This is a genomic window from Pseudomonas sp. C2.3V (genome assembly GCF_058536325.1).
The window spans coordinates 3,395,167-3,415,667 of sequence record NZ_JBZUBN010000001.1 but is presented as its reverse complement, the minus strand read 5'-3'; the positions used below and the strand labels follow the sequence as shown (position 1 = coordinate 3,415,667).

The following is a 20,501-nucleotide window of genomic DNA, read 5'->3' as shown; positions in this document are numbered from 1 at the left end:
ACACCTATAGTTCATCCAGTCTGGTAGAGCGTGTCTGCGTGAAGCCTCGGTTATGCTTGCTCAATGGCGAGTTAGGGTCCAGCAGCGAGGTTAGGATGAAGTGCAGGTAGCTGCACACGCGGCGTAGCGGCGAACGTTCGAACTGTCCCGAGTTGGGCTCCTGATGAATCTGGGCGGCCTGAGCCGTCTCGATGGCATGGTCTACTGCCGACAAGGCCCGCTCCATATGCTTGGGGCTGGGTTGCACGAACAGGCGGATCAGGGCGCGTCCCATGATGCGGATAGCCTGTCGCCAGGGGCGCGATTCCTGATAGCAGGGGTGCAGGGGCAGGTTTTCCTGTTCGTAGCGCAACTCGATGATGGCATGACCAATTTCCAATGACAGGAACATCCAGCGCAGAAGCTGGCGCTGCACGGCGGTATGACCGGTGGAAAGTACATAGGCCTGGTTGAGCAGGTCGCGGGTACTGCTATCGAAGCCTGATGCCAACCCCTTGAGCTTGCCGCTGATGGCATAGACGACCCGCATGCGTAAATCCTGCTCGAGACGTCCCCATAGCCATGGGCGATTGGGCGGCATGAGCACCGCAGCGGCGACCGCGGCAATAAAGGCGGCGAGCAGATAGGACAGGTACTGGTTGAAGAAGATATTGGCGTCATACAGCGTGACGTTGGCCGGCAAGGCCGCCGAGCAGAACCACACCATCAGCCCTGTGCCGTAACCCGCCCACTGGGGACGGGTGATGAAAAATGCGCCAATGGCAAACACCGGCGACAGCGCGTAGAACAACAGGGGAAAGCCATCCAGTTGGGGCAGCACCCAGAACACCAGAAAAAAGCCGGCCAACGAGCCGGCCAATGTCCCGACGGCCAATTGCAGGCAGTAACGGCGTGGGTTGGGCGAGGTAGACGAAAGCGCCGAGATTAGGACGGCTGCCAGCGCACAGGTATCACCGCTGGGCCAGGAGGTTTCGATCCAGAACAGCCCCAGCACGAGAACCACGAGGGCGCTACGAACACCGGAAATGGCCGCTGCCATGGGGTTGGCCACGGGAGTGAAACTCTCGGGGGGCGGCGTCTTGGGCGGTTTGGGACCATTCAGAGTGGCATAGGCCAGGCAGTAGCTGTAGAGGTCTTCGGCAAAGCGGTAGAGCAGTTCGGCGGCCGTGTTGAAGTCCAGCAGGTCGCCGTCTCCAACCTGTTGATCCTGAAGCTGCGTTCGGCCCTCGCGAATAGACTGCATCAGCGGCTCACGGTGTAGCGCGAGCTTTTCTGCCAGACGGGCCGCGTCAGTCTCGGTGGTCAGCCGCTCCCCGAACGGTGCAAGCAATGTGGTGATCTCCGAAACGCAGGGCGAGAAGGCGTCCAGCAGGAGCGGGCGCTGGCGGATCCGGGTCAGCAGTTGGTTCAAGGCATGGAAGCGGGTGTTGAGCTGCATGAACTGGCTGCCCAGGTTGGCCAGCCGACCGCTGCGCTGACGCAGGTGTGGGTCTTCGAACGCACTGGCGCTGCGCAGGCTTTCAAAGCCTACGGACTCGGCCGCAAAGCGTGCCGCCAGGGTTTCGAACTGTTCGCGGGTCAACGTGCCGCTCAGACCCTCATGGGCCATGCGGGCGAAGTCACGAAAGCGCAGGGAAAGCGTATTGCGCAGCACGGTGCGGGTCGTCTGCGGCAGGACGATAGCGCTGACTGCACCGGTGCAGCAGATGCCCAGGCCAATCTCCAGTACACGCCATAGGGCCTGCATAAAGGCATTTTCCGGATGGCTCGTGGCTGGCAAGCCGATCAGGCTGGCGGTGTACCCGGCCAGTAGAAAGGCATAACCGCGAAAGTCGCGATAACGTGCAGCGCCCGCCGTACATAGGCCTACCCACATGGCCAGCGAGCCGAGCAGCAGGATCCTTTCCTGGGCGAAGAGGGCAATGAACAGCACCATTACGCTCAGGCCGACCAGCGTTCCGATGATGCGATAAAAACTCTTGGCCAGCACCTGTCCGCTTTGAGGCTGCATGACGATAAAGACGGTGACCAGTACCGTACTGGGTTGGGGTAGCTGCAACCGGTAGGCCAGCCAGAGTGCAATCAGTGCTGTCAGCAGCGCCTTGAAAATGAAGGCCCAGGTAATGCCATCGGTACGGGCCCATTCCAGCAGGGCACGGTGCCAGGCCGAGCGGCTCGGTAATCGACTGGCAAGAGAAATAGCGCGCAACGGTAACCTCGACGCTCAAAGGGCGCACGGAGTGAATCGGTCAGGGTGAAAAACAGCGTTGCAGTCAGCGCAGGGCGATAGCGCACTGGCCGTGAAGCGGCGGCAAGATCTTCTTGAACAGACGAGACAGCGGCCTGAACAGACTGGCTGACAGGGGCGTTACGATCAGATAAGGCGGAGCGGGAAGCGGAAGCGTTTTCCGAAACAGTTGCAGCACGGTGGCCTACTCAAACAGTCACTAGCTCAGACGAGCGCTATCCATTCTATGTAGAGCAGGGTGGCGGGAATAAGCAGGAAAATCGTGAAGGATTATTAACTGTAAAGCGAGTAATCAAAGGGTAGGGAGTTGTGCCAGAATTTGCCGCTCTGAGAGGAGTACGATGGACAATCTCTTTAACATGCGTGCTTTCATGTGTGTTGTGGAAGCCGGCAGCTTTACTGCGGCGGCCCAACGCCTTGAGCTTACCACCGCCTACGTTTCCAAGGCGGTCACCAATCTGGAAACACACCTTCAAACCCGTTTACTTCACCGCACTACCCGTCGGATCGCGCTGACCGAGGCGGGGGAACGTTACCTACAGCGTTGCCAACAGATCTTCGCCTACATTCAAGAGGCGGAGGCCGAAGCCAGCCATGCCCATGCGCATCCGGTGGGCAAACTCAAGGTTCATACCATGACCGGCTTGGGTCAGCATTACCTGATCAAGACGATTGCCCGTTACTGCGAGCAATACCCTGAGGTGAACTTCGACCTGCGGCTGACCAACACGTTTACCGATATCCTGGAGGACGGCTACGACGTCTCCGTGATCCTGGCCTCCCAGCTTAAGGATTCAGGCTACTTTTCCAAGCGACTGGGCAGTACTCATAGCATTCTGTGCGCATCGCCGGCTTATCTGGAAAAATACGGCACCCCCCAGACGACGGCTGCCTTGCGTCAACATCGTTGCCTGCGTTTGGTGAACAAGGCTATGTCACTGGATAAATGGTTGTTTCAAGGCCCAAAAGGCGAGGAGCTGGTAACAATTGACCAGACCCTGTTTCAGGTCAACACGGCGGATGCCTTGATGGAGGCCATTGCTTCTGGCATGGGCATCGGGGCGCTGCCGATCTATGCCGCCGTCAAGGGGCTCAAGGACGGGACGCTGCAGCAGGTCCTGCCAAACCACAGCCTGTATCCACTTAATGTCTATGCGTTGTATCCCTCTCGCCAGTACCTGGATGCAAAGATCCGGACGCTGGTGGACTTCCTGCGCGATACCTTGCCGGGGCTTCTAAAGGCCGACGAGCAGGCTGTGAAGCGGCTGTATGAAGAAGGCCCGGTCAGCGCCTGATGATTAGTCAGGCTGCTGCGCCAATTGCTCGGCCAGGTCTTCGATCTGCTCGCGGCGGTTGGCGTCTCGTAACTTGTGGGAAGCGTTGAGCGAAGACCACTCCGGATGGGCACGGGCGTGATTCAGGGCGGCAGGAAGCTTGCCCTCACGCCAGCGCTGATCCTCAGGTGTTTCCACTTCGATAGCCTTCATGGCTGCGTGACCGCGGGCATCGAGTGCCTTGACCAGTTGACGCTGGCGCAGGGCGAGCAGGCGTAGCACGGCATCATCCACGGTCAGCTCCCGCTGGCCGCGTAGCTTGCCGAGCAGGCGCTGACCATAATGACCACCGGTTTGCAGCAGCCCGCCTGCCAGGGCGCCCAACGCTGTTGCAGCACCCAGCATCAAGCCACCCGCCAATAGGTCGATACCGGCACCTGCCGCAGCACCGGCAGCAACACCCCCGGTCAGACGGATACCCAGAATGCGCAGGGTTTCGGGATTGAATAAATCATCGCCCCAGCGGCCATCCAGTAATGGAAGGTCAGCGGCGCGTGCATCGCCCGAGCGAAAGCCGTACAGCTTGAGTAAGTCCTCCACGCAGCGCTGCTCACGCTTACGCAGATCGTCCCGCAGGCGTTGAGTCGCGGCCTTTACCGCGTCGTCCTCTGGCGGCACTACATAACGACAGGCAGCAGCATCGATCAGTAATTCGGCAATAAGCTGTCCAGCACCGTGCTGGCGTGCCACTGCCTGAGCCTCGTGATCGGCAATCAGCCGCTCCAGTTGAGGGCGCGCCGGCTCGATGAGTAAGGCCAGGCTTTCATACAGACGGCGCTCGCCATCTTCAGGCGGAGCAACACTGTCGAAGCGCACCAGGGCATGCAGCCCGAGGCGTGCCAGTGCGGTGCGCCATTCTTCCTCGCGATGCTGCTCGGCTGCCACAAAGTTCAAGACGGGCAGCAGCGGCTTGCCGCACCCGGCCAACACGGCCAGTTCATCCTTGTATTTGGCGAGTACCGGCTCGCGGGCATCGACGACATAGAGCCCGGCATCCGAGCTGCGCAGCTGGCGCAGTACCTTGGCCTCCTGCTCGAAGCGGTTGCGGGCCTCGGCGGTATCGAGGAAACGCTCCACGCGAGCGGGGCCATCCAAGCGCTCGCCGGGGCGTTCGAGCTGATCAAGGTAATCCCGCAGAGCGATGGCATCTTCCAGACCCGGCGTATCGTAGAGTTCGATCAGGGCTTCGCCGTCCACGGAAAGCCGGACACCCTCTACATGACGCGTGGTACTGGCGCGATGGGAAACCTCGCCAAATCCGATGTCGCGTGTCAGTGTTCGCAGCAGGGACGTCTTGCCAACATTGGTATGGCCCACAACAGCCAATACGAGCGGTTGGGTCATGGGCGTTCTCCTGAGGCGCAGCAGGCGTTGTTGGGCATCGCCTTGCTTACTCCAACCGCGTTCAAACGCCACTTATTCATGTCCAGTCTCCAACCATTCCAGCGGAGACCGTTCTCCATGGGGAAGTGCCATTCGATCCAGCCCCTGGCGCCAATCATCGAGGCGGTCGGCATCCAGTTGGGTGTCTGCAGGCGCAGGTAGCAGCCAGACGCGGGTAGTACCTGCGCAGCGGGCTAGTTCGCCGATCAAGGACAGGGTGCCCCGGTCCGGTGAACGACGGGGATCGCAGGCAATCACCAGGCGTACGGGCGGATAACGGGTGAGTTGCTCCAGCAAGCGGCGGCGCTGCTGTCCGTCGTCCAGTACACCGGCGTTGCGCACGGTGTCCGGCAGCGCGGGTGGCCAGGCCTGTGTGTCGTCCAGCTCAATCGCGACCAGCACAGCACTTTCACCGGCAATTTCGAGGTTACCGGCAGACGGCTCCGGCAGCTGCTCAGGCGCAGCGTCGTTGACGCCCAGACGCTCGGTGGTAGGCATCAGCTTTTCACGCAGCAGCACATAGCCGGGCTGCTCGATATCCAGCGTCAGTTGCTGGCGGCGGCGTTGCCATTGCCAGAGGCAGAGGGCAAAGAGAAGCGCGCGGGGAATGAGACCATAGACAATCAGCACCCCTACCAGCCAACCGGCCCAGGCATGACGTGCCGCCTCAAGCCCCTGTGCCGCGTTGCCACTGGCACGAATGGTCTCGATATCCGGCATGGGAAAACCCAGCAATGCAGGCAGCGCACCCAGCGCGTGAGTCATGGTGACAAAGGTATCGCTGCTCAGAATGGTGGTTTCCCAGATAAAGCTGTAGCTGCGGGTCGCCAGCAGGGCAAGCAGGATGCCCAGCGCTGCACTCAAGGCCAGCAGCCAGAGCCCATGCACCAGTGTGCCCAGCCCCCAGCGCACCAGCCGTTGACGACCGAGGAGAATAAGCAGTGCCGGGCCGAGCTGGGCTGCGCGAGCATCCCGGGCCAGCTTGCCGGCCAGCCACAGCCAGAGGCGGCCCAACACACTGGCGTTGCGTCCACCGCCGAAAAAGCCGATCAGCCATAACAGCAGGGTCAACAGGTGCAGGCCCAACAGACTGCCCAGGGCCCAGAAGACATTGACCGGGCGCATGCCATCGCCCAGAGCGCCAAAGCCGAGGCCGGCACCGGACAATACAGCCAGAAAGGCGAGCAGCCAGAAGGCGAGGGTGGCACCCTGACGCCAGTGGCGACGGGCTTCGATCAGGCCGTCACGCTGGCCTAACAGATGGGCGCGCAGGTTCAGGCGCTGCATGAAGCTGCCGCCGGCGGCGCGCGCGCGGCGGTTGGCCTCGCTGTCTTCCAGCGGACCGGCTTCTTCCTCGGTCAGGCGGACGGCTTCGGTCAGCCAGAGTGCATCAAGGGTGGAATCGGAAGGGGCAGTAGTGGGTTCGGTCACTCGTCAAACTCGTCCTGGGGATGCGCGGAGAATAACGGGTCGGCATCCGGCGTGTTAACTGGCAAGCCACTGGCAAGGCGGTTGTGCTCTGCTATGCTGCGCGGCTATGAACAAGACACTTCCTCTCAGCTTGATCGTGGCGGTCGCCGACAATGGCGTGATCGGCCACGAAAATCGTCTGCCCTGGCACTTGCCGGCAGAACTCAAATACTTCAAGGCCGTGACCTTGGGCAAGCCGGTGATCATGGGTCGAAAGACCTGGGATTCGCTGGGTCGTCCATTGCCAGGGCGTTTGAATCTGGTCGTCAGCCGTCAGACCGATCTGACGCTCGAAGGTGCCGAAACCTTTACATCGCTGGATGATGCGGTGACGCGAGCCGAGTCCTGGGCCAGGGAGCAGGGTGCCAGTGAGGTTATGCTGATCGGCGGGGCGCAGCTCTTCATCGAGGCGCTGCCTGATGCGGATCGCTTCTACCTCACCCGTGTAGCACTGGAGCCGGAAGGGGATGTGTATTTCCCCGAATGGGATGAGCAGCAGTGGCAGCGGGTATCGCGTGACGAGCACCCGTCCGAGGATGGCCGTCCGGCATATGCGCTGGAAGTGTGGGAACGCAAGCGCTAAGCGCTGCTCATGTTGATTACCTGTTAAACGGGGCGCCTATCAGGCGCCCCGTTTCGTTCTAGAAATACTTCAACCAGGTGATATCGCGGCGGCGCGCCTTGAGGTGGGCAAACCAGCGAACCGGCCAGTAGAGCGCAAAGGCCAGCACGATGGCGCTGATCCACAAGGCCCAGACATGATCAAAGCCGAAGTACGTTCCCTGATTGAGGCCGAACAAGGCAACGGCAATCCGGTACAGCACGCCCAACACGTATAGATGCAGGATGTAGAAGAACATCGGTGCCGCGCCAAACACGGTAAACCAGTGCAGCAGACGGCTTTCCGGCTTGCGCTCGAACAGCACGAGTAATAACAGGCCCAGGCCCAGTGTGAGCGAGAGGAATAGCAGGGAGGGGGGGTACTTGGTGATGTTCAGAAAGCTCATCACCGTCAGCAGGGGTGTTTCTCCGGTGACCCACTGCTGCGCCTGACCATAGCCATTGATCATCCGCAATACCAGGAAGAGCAACAGGGCGCCAATCCCCCAGCCTAACAGACGCTTCTGGCGCTCGGACGGGTTCAGCTGGGTAAACCACGGACCCACGGCATAGCCCAGCGCAATCACGCCAATCCAGGGCAGAAGCGGATAGGACGTCCGCAGCCGCAGGCTTTCGCCCAATTCGATCCAGCCGCGGTCATGCAATATCGCCCATGGGACATGGAAGGGCGAGCCTGCCGGAAAATGCACCCCGTCCAACAGATTGTGCCCGGCTACCAGCACGAGGCCGATGGCGATCAGCGCTGCGCGGGGCAACCAGACCAGTGCCGACAGCATGATCATGCTCAGGCCAATGGCCCAGATTACTTGCAGATAGATCACCTTGGGTGGGAGCTGGAACGACCAGGCCAGGCTGACCAGCGTAAATTCCAGAATGACCAGAAATAGCCCGCGCTTGAACAGGAAGCTGGAAACCGCAGCCCGATCATTGTGCTTTGCGCCATAAAGAAAGGCACCCAGGCCTGTCAGGAAGACGAAGACCGGTGCGCATAGGTGACTGGCAATCCGGCTGAAGAACAGGTCAGGTGAGGTCGAGGCGACATCCATGGGGTCGATGACCTGCCGATGCAGGAAGAACGTTTCGCGAACATGATCGAGCAGCATGAATACAATCACGAGCCCGCGCAGGGCATCGATGCTTTTGAGGCGGTGGGACGTTGAGGTCATTTAAGGTCGTTCCATGAGACACATCAGCAGATAGTGCAATCTGTAATGTTATCTTATTTCAATGGTATATCCCTGGTTCTGCCACATTTGGTTACGGTTTGGCTGACCCCTGTGATTATCTGAATAACGCTCAGGATCCTGATTTTTCTACCTTCAAGCCAAAAGGACTTTTTCGCTTCGCTTGTGGAAATAAAATTCCAAAATAGAAAACATGGAAAAAATGTTTGATTAATGCGTGAAGACGTTTTAGGCTGACTTCAACTCGTTCAGCACCCCCGGTGCGAAAGACCGCAGGCCGATAAAAATAAATAGGAGCCACCATGGGCGACACAACCTTTGCCAATGGACGTCAGCTGGATGTCATCTGTCTTGGGCGCCTTGGCGTCGATCTGTATGCACAGCAGATCGGGGCACGGCTCGAAGATGTGAGCAGTTTTGCCAAGTACCTGGGCGGCTCATCCGCCAACATCGCCTTCGGCACCGCCCGGTTGGGGTTGAAGTCCGCCATGCTGACCCGCGTCGGCGATGACCATATGGGCCGCTTCCTGGTGGAATCTCTGAACAAGGAAGGCTGTGATACCCGGGCCATCAAAGTCGATCCTGAGCGGCTCACCGCCATGGTCCTGCTGGGAATCAAGGACCGTGAAACCTTTCCTCTGGTGTTCTATCGCGAAAACTGCGCCGACATGGCGCTGCGCGAGGAAGACATCGACGAATCCTTCATCGCTTCAAGCAAGGCCTTGCTCATCACCGGTACGCATTTCTCCACCGAGGGCGTCTACAAAGCGAGCAGCCGTGCGCTGGACTATGCCGAAAAGCACAACGTCAAGCGTGTACTGGACATTGACTATCGTCCGGTACTTTGGGGTCTCACCGGTAAGGCGGATGGTGAGACCCGTTTTATTGCCAATGCACAGGTAAGCGCCCACGTTCAGCGTATCCTGCCGCGTTTCGATCTGGTCGTCGGAACTGAAGAAGAGTTCATGATTGCCGGCGGCTCGGATGATCTGCTGACTGCCCTTCGCAAGATGCGTGAAGTCAGCGAGGCGACACTGGTGGTCAAGCTGGGCGCGCTGGGCTGCACCGTGATTCATGGCGAGATTCCCGAGCGCCTGGAAGACGGCAGCATTTACCAGGGCATCCGTGTGGAAGTGCTCAACGTGCTGGGCGCAGGTGACGCGTTCATGTCCGGTTTCCTGCGCGGGTGGCTTACCGGCGGTGATGATGAGCGCTGCTGCCAGCTGGCCAATGCCTGTGGTGGTCTGGTCGTCTCCCGTCATGCCTGTGCACCGGCCATGCCTACCCTGGCGGAGCTCGATTATTTCTTCAACAGCCCGATACCGATTACCCGACCGGATCTGGACCCTGCGCTCAACCGCCTGCATCAGGTAAGCGTGCCGCGCAAGACATGGCAACCGCTGTACATCTTTGCCTTCGATCACCGCGGTCAGCTGGTGGAGCTGGCGCAGCAGGCCGGGCGCGACCTCAAGGCCATTCCCGAGCTGAAGCAGCTGTTCATCCGTGCCATCGAGCGGGTGGAGGCGGATCTGAGGGAGAACGGCGTGCAGGGCGATGTTGGTTTGCTGGCCGATGAGCGTTTCGGCCAGGATGCCCTCAATACGGCAACGGGGCGTGGCTGGTGGATTGCCCGTCCGGTGGAATTGCAGGGATCGCGTCCCCTGGCGTTCGAGCATGGCCGTTCCATTGGCAGCAATCTCATCAAGTGGCCTCAGGAGCAGATCATCAAGTGTCTGGTGCAGTTTCACCCGGACGATGAGCCTGAGCTTCGCCTTGAGCAGGAAGCTCAGCTCAAGGGGTTATACGAAGCGGCTCAGGTCAGCGGGCATGAGCTGCTGCTGGAGGTGATTCCGCCGAAGAACCACACCTCCGATCAGCCGGATGTGCTCTACCGCGCCATCAAGCGGCTCTACAACATCGGAATCTACCCCAACTGGTGGAAGATCGAGTCCCAGCCTGAGGCGGTGTGGGAAAAGTTGGATGAGCTCATCACCGAGCGCGATCCGTATTGCCATGGGGTTGTACTGCTGGGACTCAATGCACCGGCCGAAGAGCTGGCTGAAGGGTTCCGTCATGCCAGTGCCAGCAAGACCTGTCGCGGGTTTGCCGTTGGCCGGACGATCTTTCAGGAGCCGAGCCGCGCCTGGCTTGCCGGTGAGATCGATGACGAAGCGTTGATCAGCCGAGTGCAATCGACTTTCGAGTTCCTGATCAAGTCCTGGCGTGAGGCTCGCCGCCTGGGCTGATACGTCTCGACTTTTCGCACTACCAGACAACAACAAGATTAGGTGTGGCAACCATGACGAATTCACCGGTCAAGATCGGGATCAATCCGATCTCCTGGAGCAATGACGACCTCCCTTCGCTGGGCGGCGAAACCCCGCTGAGCACAGCACTGCGTGAGGGTAAGGAGATCGGTTACCAGGGGTTTGAGCTCAACGGCAAGTTTCCCAAAACGCCTGAAGGCGTGCGTGACGTGCTGGGCGAGTACGGGCTGGAGCTGGTGTCCGGCTGGTACTCAAGCCTCATGGCGCATCGCAGCGCAGAAGATGAAATCAAGGGCATTGCCGAGCATTGCCGCCTGTTGGCCGAAAATAACGCCAAGGTCCTGGTATATGGCGAAGTGGCCGGTTCCATTCAGAGCAAGCGGGTCCCTCTGGTTGAGCGTCCACGCTTTTATACAGACGAGCAGTGGAAGGTTTACGGCGACAAGCTGACGGCTCTGGCACGCTTCACCCAGTCCCAGGGGGTGCGTCTGGCCTACCACCACCATATGGGTGCCTATGTGGAGTCCCCCGAGGACATTGATCGGCTGATGGAGGTGACTGGCGAGGAGGTCGGGCTCCTGTTCGATGCTGGTCACTGTTACATGGGCGGTGGCGATCCGCTGGCCGTATTGAAGAAACATATCGACCGCGTTTGCCATGTGCACTTCAAGGACGTTCGCAAGAATGTCGTGCAGCTGGCCCGTAACAACCAATGGAGTTTCCCGGATTGCATCGTCAACGGCACCTTTACGGTGCCCGGCGATGGCGATATCGATTTTGCGCCACTGCTCGACACCTTGTATGCCGCCAATTACCGCGGCTGGCTGGTAGTGGAGGCCGAACAGGATCCGGCCGTGGCGCCCAGTTATCTCTACGCCCAGAAAGGGTATGAAACGCTGCGCGCACTGGTATCCCGCGCCAACGCTCGACTCACCCTTTATTAAGAGGAGGTTGTATGGATTTGCTCGTCAAAGGCTCCGCTGAACGCCGCACGCTGGTCCAGGTACCCGACAATGCACTCGAATACGTGGGCTTTTCGGCCCATAAGCTCAAGGATGGCGATGAGCTGCCTGTGAACGGACAGGACAGGGAAGTGTGCATCGTACTGCTGACCGGCAAGGCGACCATCAAGGCGAACCACCCGCAGAAGGGTGCGTTTGCCTGGAAACACATTGGCGATCGCCAAAGCGTGTTCGAGGACAAGTCACCCTATGCAGCTTATCTGCCGCCCGCTACCGAAGCCCTGGTGGTAGCCCACGGTGATGCGGAAATTGCTGTATGTCTGGCGCCGGGCAATCCAGAAGAAACGTTGCCGCCCCGGCTGATCGAGCCGGCGACCATGAAGCGTTCAACCCGAGGCAAGGACGCCAACACCCGTTACGTCTGCGACATCCTGCCGGACACGGCCGAGGCGCATTCGCTGCTGGTGGTGGAAGTGATCACGCCGTCTGGTCATTCCTCCAGTTATCCGCCCCACAAGCACGACACGGATGACCTGCCGGCACAGAGCTTTCTGGAGGAGTCTTACTACCACCGTCTGAATCCGCCCCAGGGCTTTGCCTTCCAGCGTGTCTACACCGACGACCGCAGCATCGACCAGGCGATGACTGTGGAAAACAACGATGTGGTACTCGTTCCCAAGGGCTACCACCCGGTTTCCGTACCCTGGGGATACACCTCCTACTACCTCAACGTAATGGCCGGGCCCAAGCGTGTCTGGAAATTCCATAACGACCCGGCCCACGAGTGGTTGCTTCAGGGCTGATCCGCTTCAACACCGAACTCCCGCCATGGCTGGCGGGGCTACAACAACGCGTCTCAGGGAGTGCACGAGCCGAATACACGATCAGAAGCAACTTCGTAGTAGCTGACTTCTGGAAACCCAAGAACAAGAACCAGAGCGAGCGATATGACGATCCCTACTTCCACCCATGCACATCGCCATGACATCGGTTATGTGCTGAGAATCTGCGCCGTGGCGGCGTTAGGCGGCATTCTGTTCGGGTATGACACTGCTGTCATTTCCGGCGCTGTGGACTCGCTGCGTGCGTATTTTTCCCTGTCTGCGGCCGAGACCGGCTGGGCGGTTTCCAATGTGGTCATCGGCTGCGTCGTCGGTGCCTTGAGCGCAGGCTGGGTAGCCGGCTGTCTGGGTCGTAAGAAGGCGCTCGTTCTGGCCGCTGTGCTGTTTACCGTTTCAGCAGTAGGGGCGGCGGTGGTCGACAGCTTCGTCTGGTTTGTCATCTACCGCATGATTGGCGGGTTGGCCGTGGGGCTGGCGGCTACGGTCTCGCCCATGTACATGTCTGAGGTCTCGCCCAAGAACATGCGGGGCCGTGCGCTTGGCATGCAGTCGATTGCCATCGTCGCTGGCCAGGTGATTGTCTTTACTGTGAACTACCTGATTGCCCGTGATGTAGCGGCGGAGTGGCTGGTCGACTACGGCTGGCGCTGGATGATCGGCTCCGAAGTTGTGCCCTGCATTCTCTTCTGCATCATGGTATTCACCATTCCGGAGTCGCCCCGCTGGCAGGTGATGGTCGGTCAGGACGATAAGGCCCTGAAGACGCTGACACGTATTTCCAACGCCGAGCATGCCGGGCATCTCCTGGCGGAGATCAAGGACTCATTGAAGCAGGACCGCCAGGGCTGCCCGCAAAAAGTGGAGCTGTGCAAATCCGGCTTAGGGGTGATCCTGTTTGTCGGGTGCATGCTGGCCATGCTTCAGCAGATCAGCGGCGTGAACGTGATGATGTATTACGCGCCGATGGTACTCAAAGGCGTCACCGCCAGTACCGAGTCCGCGTTGTTCCAGACCATCTGGATTGGTGTGATGCAGCTAGTGGGCACGCTGATCGGCGCCTGGTTGATCGACCGCGTCGGCCGGATTCCGCTGATGAAGTACGGCACCATCGGCTCGGTCAGCGGGCTCCTGATCACCTCTTACGCCATGTACACCCATCAGGACGGCTACCTGACGCTGTTCGGGATGCTCCTGTTCATGCTGCTGTATGCGCTGTCCTGGGGGATCGGCACCTGGGTTCTGATCTCCGAGATTTTCCCGAATCGTCTGCGCTCGCTGGGCATGAGTGTGGCCGTATGCAGCATGTGGATCGCCAACTTTCTGGTGACCCAGACGTTCCCGATGATCAATGACCATCCCTACCTGATGAGCACATTCAATGGTGCCTTCCCGATGTGGCTGTTCGCAGGCTTTGGCGTGTTCAGCTACTGGTTCGTCATCCGTTTCGTCCCTGAAACCCGTGGTGTATCGCTGGAAAAAATGGAAGGCGTGATGCTGGCCAAGATTCGTCGCCAGCCCATGCCGGCCAGTACTCGGAAAACCGGTCGGGCCTTGTCATCCAAGCCCATTTGATAAGAGCGGATCGCGGTAAGGATCCATTGGTTTTGTTAGCTACGCCGTGCTTCGAGCGGCCCCGAAGGAGTTCGACATGAGTCAAGAAACAATTATCGGCCATTACATCAATGGTCAGGTCCAGGAAGCGGGCACCGAGCGTTACAGCGATGTGTTCAACCCGGCGCTGGGGCAAGTAAAAGCTCGCGTGGCGCTGGCGACCACCCAAACGGTGAATGAAGCTGTCGCAGCCGCCAAGGCCGCGTTTCCGGCCTGGTCCGAACAATCGGCTCTGCGCCGTTCGCGCATCCTGTTCAAGTTCAAGGAGCTGTTGGACAAGCACCACAAGGAGCTGGCGCAGCTCATCACGTCCGAGCACGGCAAGGTCCTGTCTGATGCCATGGGTGAAGTCACCCGCGGCATCGAGGTTGTCGAGTTTGCCTGCGGTGCGCCCCATCTGATGAAGACGGCATTCACCGACAACATCGGTGGTGGCATCGACAACTACAACATGCGTCAGGCGCTGGGCGTTTGTGCCGGGATCACGCCGTTCAATTTCCCGGTCATGGTGCCGCTGTGGATGATCCCGATGGCACTGGCCACCGGCAATACCTTTATTCTCAAGCCTTCCGAGCGCGATCCTTCCGCCAGCCTGCTCATGGCGGATCTGCTCAAGCAGGCTGGCCTACCCGATGGCGTGTTTAACGTCGTACAGGGTGACAAGGAAGCGGTGGATGCACTGCTGCAACACCCGGACGTTGAAGCTATCTCCTTTGTAGGCTCCACACCCATTGCCGAATACATTTATCAGGAAGGCACCCGCCGCGGTAAGCGCGTCCAGGCCCTAGGTGGCGCGAAGAATCACATGATCGTCATGCCGGATGCCGATCTGGATCAGGCGGCCGATGCCTTGATCGGTGCCGGTTACGGCTCCGCCGGTGAGCGCTGCATGGCGATTTCCATCGCCGTGGCCGTAGGCGATGTAGGCGACAAGCTGATCGAAAAGCTTTTGCCCCGCATCGACAACCTCCGTGTACGCAACGGCATGGAAGGCGAGGCCGACATGGGCCCGCTGGTGACTGCCCAGCACAAGGCCAAGGTCGAGGGGTACATCACCAAAGGCGTTGAAGAGGGTGCGCAACTGATCGTCGACGGTCGCAACTTCAAGGTGCCGGGTGCCGAGAATGGCTTCTTTGTTGGCGCAACCCTGTTTGATCAGGTCAAGTCCGAGATGACCATCTATAAGGACGAAATCTTCGGCCCGGTGCTGGGCATCGTGCGCGTGCCGGACTTTGCCTCGGCCGTCGAGCTGATCAATGCCCATGAATTTGGCAATGGCGTGTCCTGCTTTACCACCGACGGTGGCGTGGCCCGTGCGTTTGCGCGCTCCATTCAGGTGGGCATGGTAGGTATCAACGTACCGATTCCCGTCCCCATGGCCTGGCATTCCTTTGGCGGCTGGAAGCGCTCTTTGTTTGGCGACCACCATGCCTATGGCGAAGAAGGCATCCGTTTCTATACCCGTTACAAGAGCGTCATGCAGCGCTGGCCCGACAGCATCGCCAAGGGTGCCGAATTCAGCATGCCGACTGCTAAATAACCCATACCCCAAACCAGCACTGCGTTTATCGAATCCTGGAGAACAACAAGATGAGCCAGCCCTTACGTTTTGCCCTTAACCGCATGGTTGCCCCACGCCTGCCGTTGGAAGAGTTCATTTCGCTTGCTATCACGCTTAACGCGGATGCCATTGAGATCCGCAACGACCTCAAAGGCATCGAAATAGAGGATGGCACTCCCGCTTCACGCGTACGTCAGCTGTGCCAGGAGAAGGGCATCCGTGTGCTGTCGATCAATGCGCTGTATCCCTTCGATGTGTGGAATGACGAGCGTCGTGCCCAGACGTTAAAGCTGGCCGCCTACGCCCGCGACTGTGGCGCAGAGGGTCTGGTCATGTGCCCGCTCAATGATCCCAAAGACCCGCGTAGCGAAGCCGAACGCGCTCGTGATCTGCGTATGGCGCTGACCGAACTGGCGCCTATCCTGCGTGAGCACGGCATCCTGGGCTTTGTGGAGCCGCTGGGCTTTGAGGAATGCTCGCTGCGCCGTAAGCGTGATGCCGTAGACGCTATCAATGCCGTAGGCGGGCGCGATGTGTTCCGTGTCGTGCATGACACCTTCCACCATCATTTGGCAGGTGAGCAGGAGTTCTTCCCGGAGATGACCGGTCTGGTGCACATCTCGGGTGTGGAGGACGGTGCGCTGCCGTTGAACACCATCCGTGATGGCCACCGCGTGCTGGTGGGCGAGGCCGACATCCTGGGCAATGCCGCACAGGTTCGTGAGCTGCTCAAGCTGGGCTATAACGGCCACCTGTCGTTCGAGCCGTTCGCCGAAAGCGTCCATGCGCTGACGGATATTCAGCCGTCATTGCTAGCCAGCATGCAGCATCTGAAAGCACGTGTAGACGCTGCCAAAGGGCAGGCGGCCTAAGCAGAGACAGTACCTATAACAAAGGGCAAGGCAGGGCGGCACATGTCGCCCTGTACTCGACCCCAGGCGTGGAATTGAAAGGGTGACAACATGAGTACAACACGACTGACCATGGCCCAGGCGCTGGTGAAGTTTCTCGATAACCAGTACGTGAGCGTCGATGGGGTTGAAACCAAGTTCGTCAAAGGCATCTTTACCATCTTTGGTCACGGCAACGTGCTGGGGCTTGGACAGGCACTGGAACAGGACCCGGGTGAGCTCATCGTCCATCAAGGCCGCAATGAGCAAGGCATGGTTCATGCCGCCGTGGGCTATGCGAAGCAGAAGCTGCGTCGTCAGATCTATGCCTGTACATCGTCAGTCGGCCCGGGGGCGGCCAACATGATCACGGCGGCAGCCACTGCAACCGCCAACCGCATTCCAGTGCTGCTCCTGCCGGGGGACGTCTACGCCAGCCGTCAGCCTGATCCGGTGCTACAGCAGATCGAACAGTCCCACGATCTCTCCATCAGCACCAACGATGCGTTCCGGGCCGTCAGTAAGTACTGGGATCGCATCACCCGTCCCGAGCAACTGATGACCGCTGCCATCAATGCCATGCGCGTGCTGACCGACCCGGCCGAAACCGGTGCCGTAACCCTGGCCCTGCCGCAGGACGTGCAAGGCGAAGCCTACGATTACCCGAATTACTTTTTTCAGAAGCGCGTGCACCGCATCGACCGCCGCCCAGCCACTAAGGCCATGCTGGACGATGCCGTGGCGCTGCTCAAGAGCAAGCGCAAGCCGCTGCTGATTTGTGGCGGTGGGGTCAAGTACTCCGGCGCAGCCGAAGCCCTGCAGCGCTTTGCCGAGCGCTTCGAAATTCCGTTCGCCGAGACCCAGGCGGGCAAGAGCGCCATCGTCTCGGCCCATGAATTGAACGTGGGGGGAATCGGCGAAACGGGTTGCCTGGCAGCGAATATGCTGGCCAAGGAAGCCGACCTGGTCATTGGCGTCGGCACGCGTTACACCGATTTCACCACCTCGTCCAAGTGGATTTTCCAGAACCCGGACGTCGAGTTTATCAACCTCAACGCCAGTGCCTTCGATGCTTACAAACTCGATGCCGTGCAGATCGTTGCGGATGCGAGGGTAGGGCTGGAAGCGCTAGGCGAAGTCTTGGGTCGTACCGGCTACAAGGCGCAATGGGGCGATGCACCGCAGCAGGCCCGCGCCAAGCTCAAGGAGGAAATCGACCGTGTCTACAGCGTTGAATACGGCACCGAAAATTTTGTACCCGAGATCGATGATCACCTGCCACGTGCCGTGCTCGAAGAGTTTGTCGAGCTGACCGGCTCCAGCCTGACCCAGAGCCGCGTGCTGGGTGCGCTGAACGAAACCCTGGCCAACGAAGACATCATTGTTGCCGCTGCCGGCAGCCTGCCAGGCGATCTACAGCGGGCCTGGCGCAGCAAAGGCACCAACACCTATCACCTGGAGTATGGCTACTCCTGCATGGGCTATGAAATCAACGCAGCCCTAGGCGTGAAGATGGCCGAGCCCGAACGCGAAGTCTATGCCCTGGTCGGCGATGGCTCCTACATGATGCTGCACTCCGAACTGGCAACGTCCATTCAGGAACGCCAGAAGATCAACGTGATCCTGTTGGACAACATGACGTTCGGCTGCATCAACAACTTGCAGATGGAGCACGGCATGGACAGCTTTGGTACCGAGTTCCGCTATCGCAACCCAGAAACCGGCAAGCTCGATGGTGGTTTTGTCCCCGTGGATTTCGCCATGAGCGCCGCCGCCTATGGCTGCAAGACTTATCGTGTAAAAACGCTGGACGAACTGCACGCCGCGCTGGAAGACGCGCGTCGGCAGACGGTCTCCACGCTGATCGACATCAAGGTCCTGCCCAAGACCATGATTCACAAATACCTCTCCTGGTGGCGCGTCGGTGGTGCCGAAGTCTCCACCAGCGAGAAGGTCCAGGCGGTGTCACGCATGCTCAAGGAGAACACCGCCAAAGCCCGACAGTACTGATTTGCAGGGTGGCGATGGGTTGAATGCAACGATACCTATCACGCCCGGTATTACCCCAACGTTTTTCGAACAAGAATTCCAAACGGAGAATGACCATGACACTGCGTATCGGCGTAATCGGAACAGGGGCTATCGGACAGGATCACATTCGCCGGTGCAGTCATGCATTGGTGGGCAGTACAGTCGTGGCGGTCAACGACATCAATCAGGAGCAGGCCGCCAAGGTCGTACAACAGCAGGGCATTGAAGCCGAGGTTTATGCCAGCGGCCACGATCTGATCAATGCACCGGAGGTGGACGCCGTTCTCGTCACCTCCTGGGGGCCAAGTCATGAAGAGTTCGTGCTGTCGGCCATTGCAGCCGGCAAGCCGGTCTTCTGCGAAAAGCCGCTGGCGGTTACGGCAGAAGGCTGCAAGAAAATTGTCGAAGCTGAAATGAAGCATGGCAAGCGTTTGGTACAGGTCGGCTTCATGCGTCCTTACGATCAGGGCTATCGCGCGCTCAAGGCCGTGATCGACAGCGACAAGATCGGCGAGCCGCTGATGATCCACGCGGCGCACCGCAACCCGACGGTAGGCGAGTCCTATACCACCGAGATGGCCATCGTCGACACGCTGATCCACGAGATTAATGTCTTGAGCTGGCTGCTGGACGATCAGTATGTGTCAGCCCAGGTCATTTATCCCCGAAAGACGTCCCAGGCATTTGCTCATCTGAAGGACCCACAGATTGTCCTGCTGGAAACTGCCAAGGGCACCCGTATCGACGTGGAAGTCTTCGTCAATTGCCAGTACGGCTACGACATCCAGTGCGAAGTCGTCGGCGAGCGTGGCATTGCCAAGCTGCCGGAGCCTGCTTCCGTTCAGTTGCGCAGCGGTGCCAAGTTGTCCACTGAAATCCTCATGGATTGGAAGCAGCGTTTCATCGATGCCTACGACGTGGAGCTGCAGGCGTTCATTGACGGTATCAAGGCGGGCAAGATCACCGGTCCATCCTCATGGGATGGTTACACCGCCGCCGTGACCGCCGATGCCTGCGTGGCTGCCCAGGGCAGCGGCGCTATCGAGCCGATCCGCCTGCCACAGCGTCCTGTCTTCTACGAGTAAGCCTCCCATAACAGATAAAAGGCCTCTCCTTCAGGGGAGGGGCCGCCACAGGAGAACAGATCATGCGTATTTGTCTGGACCCGAACATGTACCGTTTCCTGCCCATCCCCAAGATGGTGGATAAAGTAGCGGAGCTGGGTTACGAATACATCGAGCTGTCCCCGCGGGACGATTTCCTGCCGTTCTACAAGTACCCACGCGTCGACAAGGCTCGGATCCGTGAATTCAGAAAGGCACTGAGCGATACCGGTGTAAAGCTGTCCTCGCTGCTACCGGTCTATCATTGGGCTGCACCGGACGAGGAGCTGCGCAAGGCAGCGGTTCGTAACTGGAAGCGCGCTATCGAGATCTCCGTAGAAATGGACTGCGATCTCATGAACACCGAATTCAGTGGTCAGTCGGACCAGCCGCTGGTGTGCGAAAACCAGTTCATGAAGTCCATGGAAGAGCTCCTGCCAATTTTCGAACGCGAAGGCATCAAGCTCGACATCCAGGCGCATCCCTATGACTTCAGCGAGCGCAACAACGAGTCGGTCGACCTGATCCGTGGCCTCGACAAAGACTTCGTGAACTACCTGTACGCTGCGCCACACACCTTTTTCTACGATGACGGCAAGGGCGATATCGCCTCGATGCTGCATTACGCCGGGGACAAACTGACCCACGTGATCATTGCCGACACCTGGAATCATCGAGCTTCGTCGGGTCTGCGCTATATCGTCAACCCACCAGGCGTCAACGCCACCGTCCACCAGCACTTGGATATCGGGCAAGGCGAAGTGGACTGGGAGGCCTTCTTTTCTACGTTGCGGGAAATGAAATTCGACGGTATCGCTACCGTCGCCGTCTTCGGTTTTGAAGACCGGGCCGATGAGTCGAGCCGCTTCATGCTGGAGCGCGTCAAGCAGGAACTCGGCTAATACGCCCTTCTGGCCGGGAGTGTTTGCAGGCTCCCGGCTTGCGCAGCCGTCATGCAAGACGGCTATTTCCCCTACTAAAAAAGGACCCTGAC

At 59.3% G+C, this 20,501-nt stretch carries 16 protein-coding genes; 11 read left to right on the top strand and 5 right to left on the bottom strand.

What is annotated here, in order from left to right; translation table 11 throughout:
* Positions 1-4 precede the first annotated feature (4 nt).
* Both AC4LF3_RS16335 and AC4LF3_RS16330 read right to left on the bottom strand, forming a co-directional pair.
* Positions 5-2,209, bottom strand: coding sequence for an FUSC family protein (locus AC4LF3_RS16335; protein WP_491835820.1), 2,205 nt, complete (start codon positions 2,207-2,209; stop codon positions 5-7).
* Between the two features lie 64 nt (positions 2,210-2,273).
* A complete protein-coding gene (locus AC4LF3_RS16330; RefSeq protein ID WP_156913089.1) occupies positions 2,274-2,426 on the bottom strand; it encodes a hypothetical protein in 153 nt (50 codons plus the stop codon).
* 163 nt (positions 2,427-2,589) lie between these two features.
* Here AC4LF3_RS16330 and AC4LF3_RS16325 point away from each other — a divergent pair, with 163 nt between their 5' ends.
* On the top strand, positions 2,590-3,543 hold the full coding sequence (locus AC4LF3_RS16325; RefSeq protein ID WP_074822273.1) for a LysR family transcriptional regulator: 954 nt from the start codon (positions 2,590-2,592) through the stop codon (positions 3,541-3,543).
* A 3-nt stretch (positions 3,544-3,546) separates the two neighbouring features.
* Here AC4LF3_RS16325 and AC4LF3_RS16320 read toward each other — a convergent pair whose 3' ends face one another.
* On the bottom strand, positions 3,547-4,926 hold the full coding sequence (locus AC4LF3_RS16320; protein WP_150346677.1) for a DUF3482 domain-containing protein: 1,380 nt from the start codon (positions 4,924-4,926) through the stop codon (positions 3,547-3,549).
* A gap of 72 nt (positions 4,927-4,998) precedes the next feature.
* Positions 4,999-6,396, bottom strand: coding sequence for a DUF2868 domain-containing protein (locus AC4LF3_RS16315; RefSeq protein ID WP_491835817.1), 1,398 nt, complete (start codon positions 6,394-6,396; stop codon positions 4,999-5,001).
* A 106-nt stretch (positions 6,397-6,502) separates the two neighbouring features.
* Here AC4LF3_RS16315 and AC4LF3_RS16310 point away from each other — a divergent pair, with 106 nt between their 5' ends.
* Positions 6,503-7,018 (top strand): dihydrofolate reductase, encoded by a 516-nt coding sequence (locus AC4LF3_RS16310; protein ID WP_010795645.1) that lies wholly within the window; start codon positions 6,503-6,505, stop codon positions 7,016-7,018.
* Between the two features lie 58 nt (positions 7,019-7,076).
* Here AC4LF3_RS16310 and AC4LF3_RS16305 read toward each other — a convergent pair whose 3' ends face one another.
* Positions 7,077-8,222, bottom strand: coding sequence for an acetyltransferase domain-containing protein (locus tag AC4LF3_RS16305; RefSeq protein ID WP_491835815.1), 1,146 nt, complete (start codon positions 8,220-8,222; stop codon positions 7,077-7,079).
* 320 nt (positions 8,223-8,542) lie between these two features.
* Between AC4LF3_RS16305 and AC4LF3_RS16300 the strand changes: the two genes are divergently transcribed.
* The 9 genes from AC4LF3_RS16300 (at position 8,543) to AC4LF3_RS16260 (ending at position 20,409) form a co-directional block, all read left to right on the top strand.
* Complete coding sequence (locus AC4LF3_RS16300; RefSeq protein ID WP_491835813.1) at positions 8,543-10,486, top strand: bifunctional 5-dehydro-2-deoxygluconokinase/5-dehydro-2-deoxyphosphogluconate aldolase; 1,944 nt, start codon at positions 8,543-8,545, stop codon at positions 10,484-10,486.
* Between the two features lie 53 nt (positions 10,487-10,539).
* Positions 10,540-11,451 carry a myo-inosose-2 dehydratase gene (gene iolE, locus AC4LF3_RS16295; protein ID WP_122041727.1) on the top strand — a complete coding sequence of 304 codons (912 nt, stop codon included), beginning with the start codon at positions 10,540-10,542 and terminating at the stop codon, positions 11,449-11,451.
* Between the two features lie 11 nt (positions 11,452-11,462).
* Positions 11,463-12,272 carry a 5-deoxy-glucuronate isomerase gene (gene iolB / locus AC4LF3_RS16290; protein ID WP_491835811.1) on the top strand — a complete coding sequence of 270 codons (810 nt, stop codon included), beginning with the start codon at positions 11,463-11,465 and terminating at the stop codon, positions 12,270-12,272.
* Positions 12,273-12,416: 144 nt separating this feature from the next.
* Positions 12,417-13,883: a sugar porter family MFS transporter gene (locus AC4LF3_RS16285; RefSeq protein ID WP_239382571.1), complete on the top strand. Its 1,467-nt coding sequence runs from the start codon at positions 12,417-12,419 to the stop codon at positions 13,881-13,883.
* A 76-nt stretch (positions 13,884-13,959) separates the two neighbouring features.
* On the top strand, positions 13,960-15,462 hold the full coding sequence (locus AC4LF3_RS16280) for a CoA-acylating methylmalonate-semialdehyde dehydrogenase (protein ID WP_491835809.1): 1,503 nt from the start codon (positions 13,960-13,962) through the stop codon (positions 15,460-15,462).
* Positions 15,463-15,512: 50 nt separating this feature from the next.
* Positions 15,513-16,355 carry a TIM barrel protein gene (locus AC4LF3_RS16275; protein WP_491835807.1) on the top strand — a complete coding sequence of 281 codons (843 nt, stop codon included), beginning with the start codon at positions 15,513-15,515 and terminating at the stop codon, positions 16,353-16,355.
* A 90-nt stretch (positions 16,356-16,445) separates the two neighbouring features.
* A complete protein-coding gene (gene iolD, locus AC4LF3_RS16270) occupies positions 16,446-18,383 on the top strand; it encodes a 3D-(3,5/4)-trihydroxycyclohexane-1,2-dione acylhydrolase (decyclizing) (protein ID WP_491835806.1) in 1,938 nt (645 codons plus the stop codon).
* Between the two features lie 95 nt (positions 18,384-18,478).
* Positions 18,479-19,489, top strand: a complete 1,011-nt coding sequence (gene iolG / locus AC4LF3_RS16265; protein WP_491835805.1) for a bifunctional inositol 2-dehydrogenase/D-chiro-inositol 1-dehydrogenase — start codon at positions 18,479-18,481, stop codon at positions 19,487-19,489.
* Positions 19,490-19,551: 62 nt separating this feature from the next.
* Positions 19,552-20,409 carry a sugar phosphate isomerase/epimerase family protein gene (locus AC4LF3_RS16260; protein WP_122041734.1) on the top strand — a complete coding sequence of 286 codons (858 nt, stop codon included), beginning with the start codon at positions 19,552-19,554 and terminating at the stop codon, positions 20,407-20,409.
* The last annotated feature ends 92 nt before the right edge of the window (positions 20,410-20,501 follow it).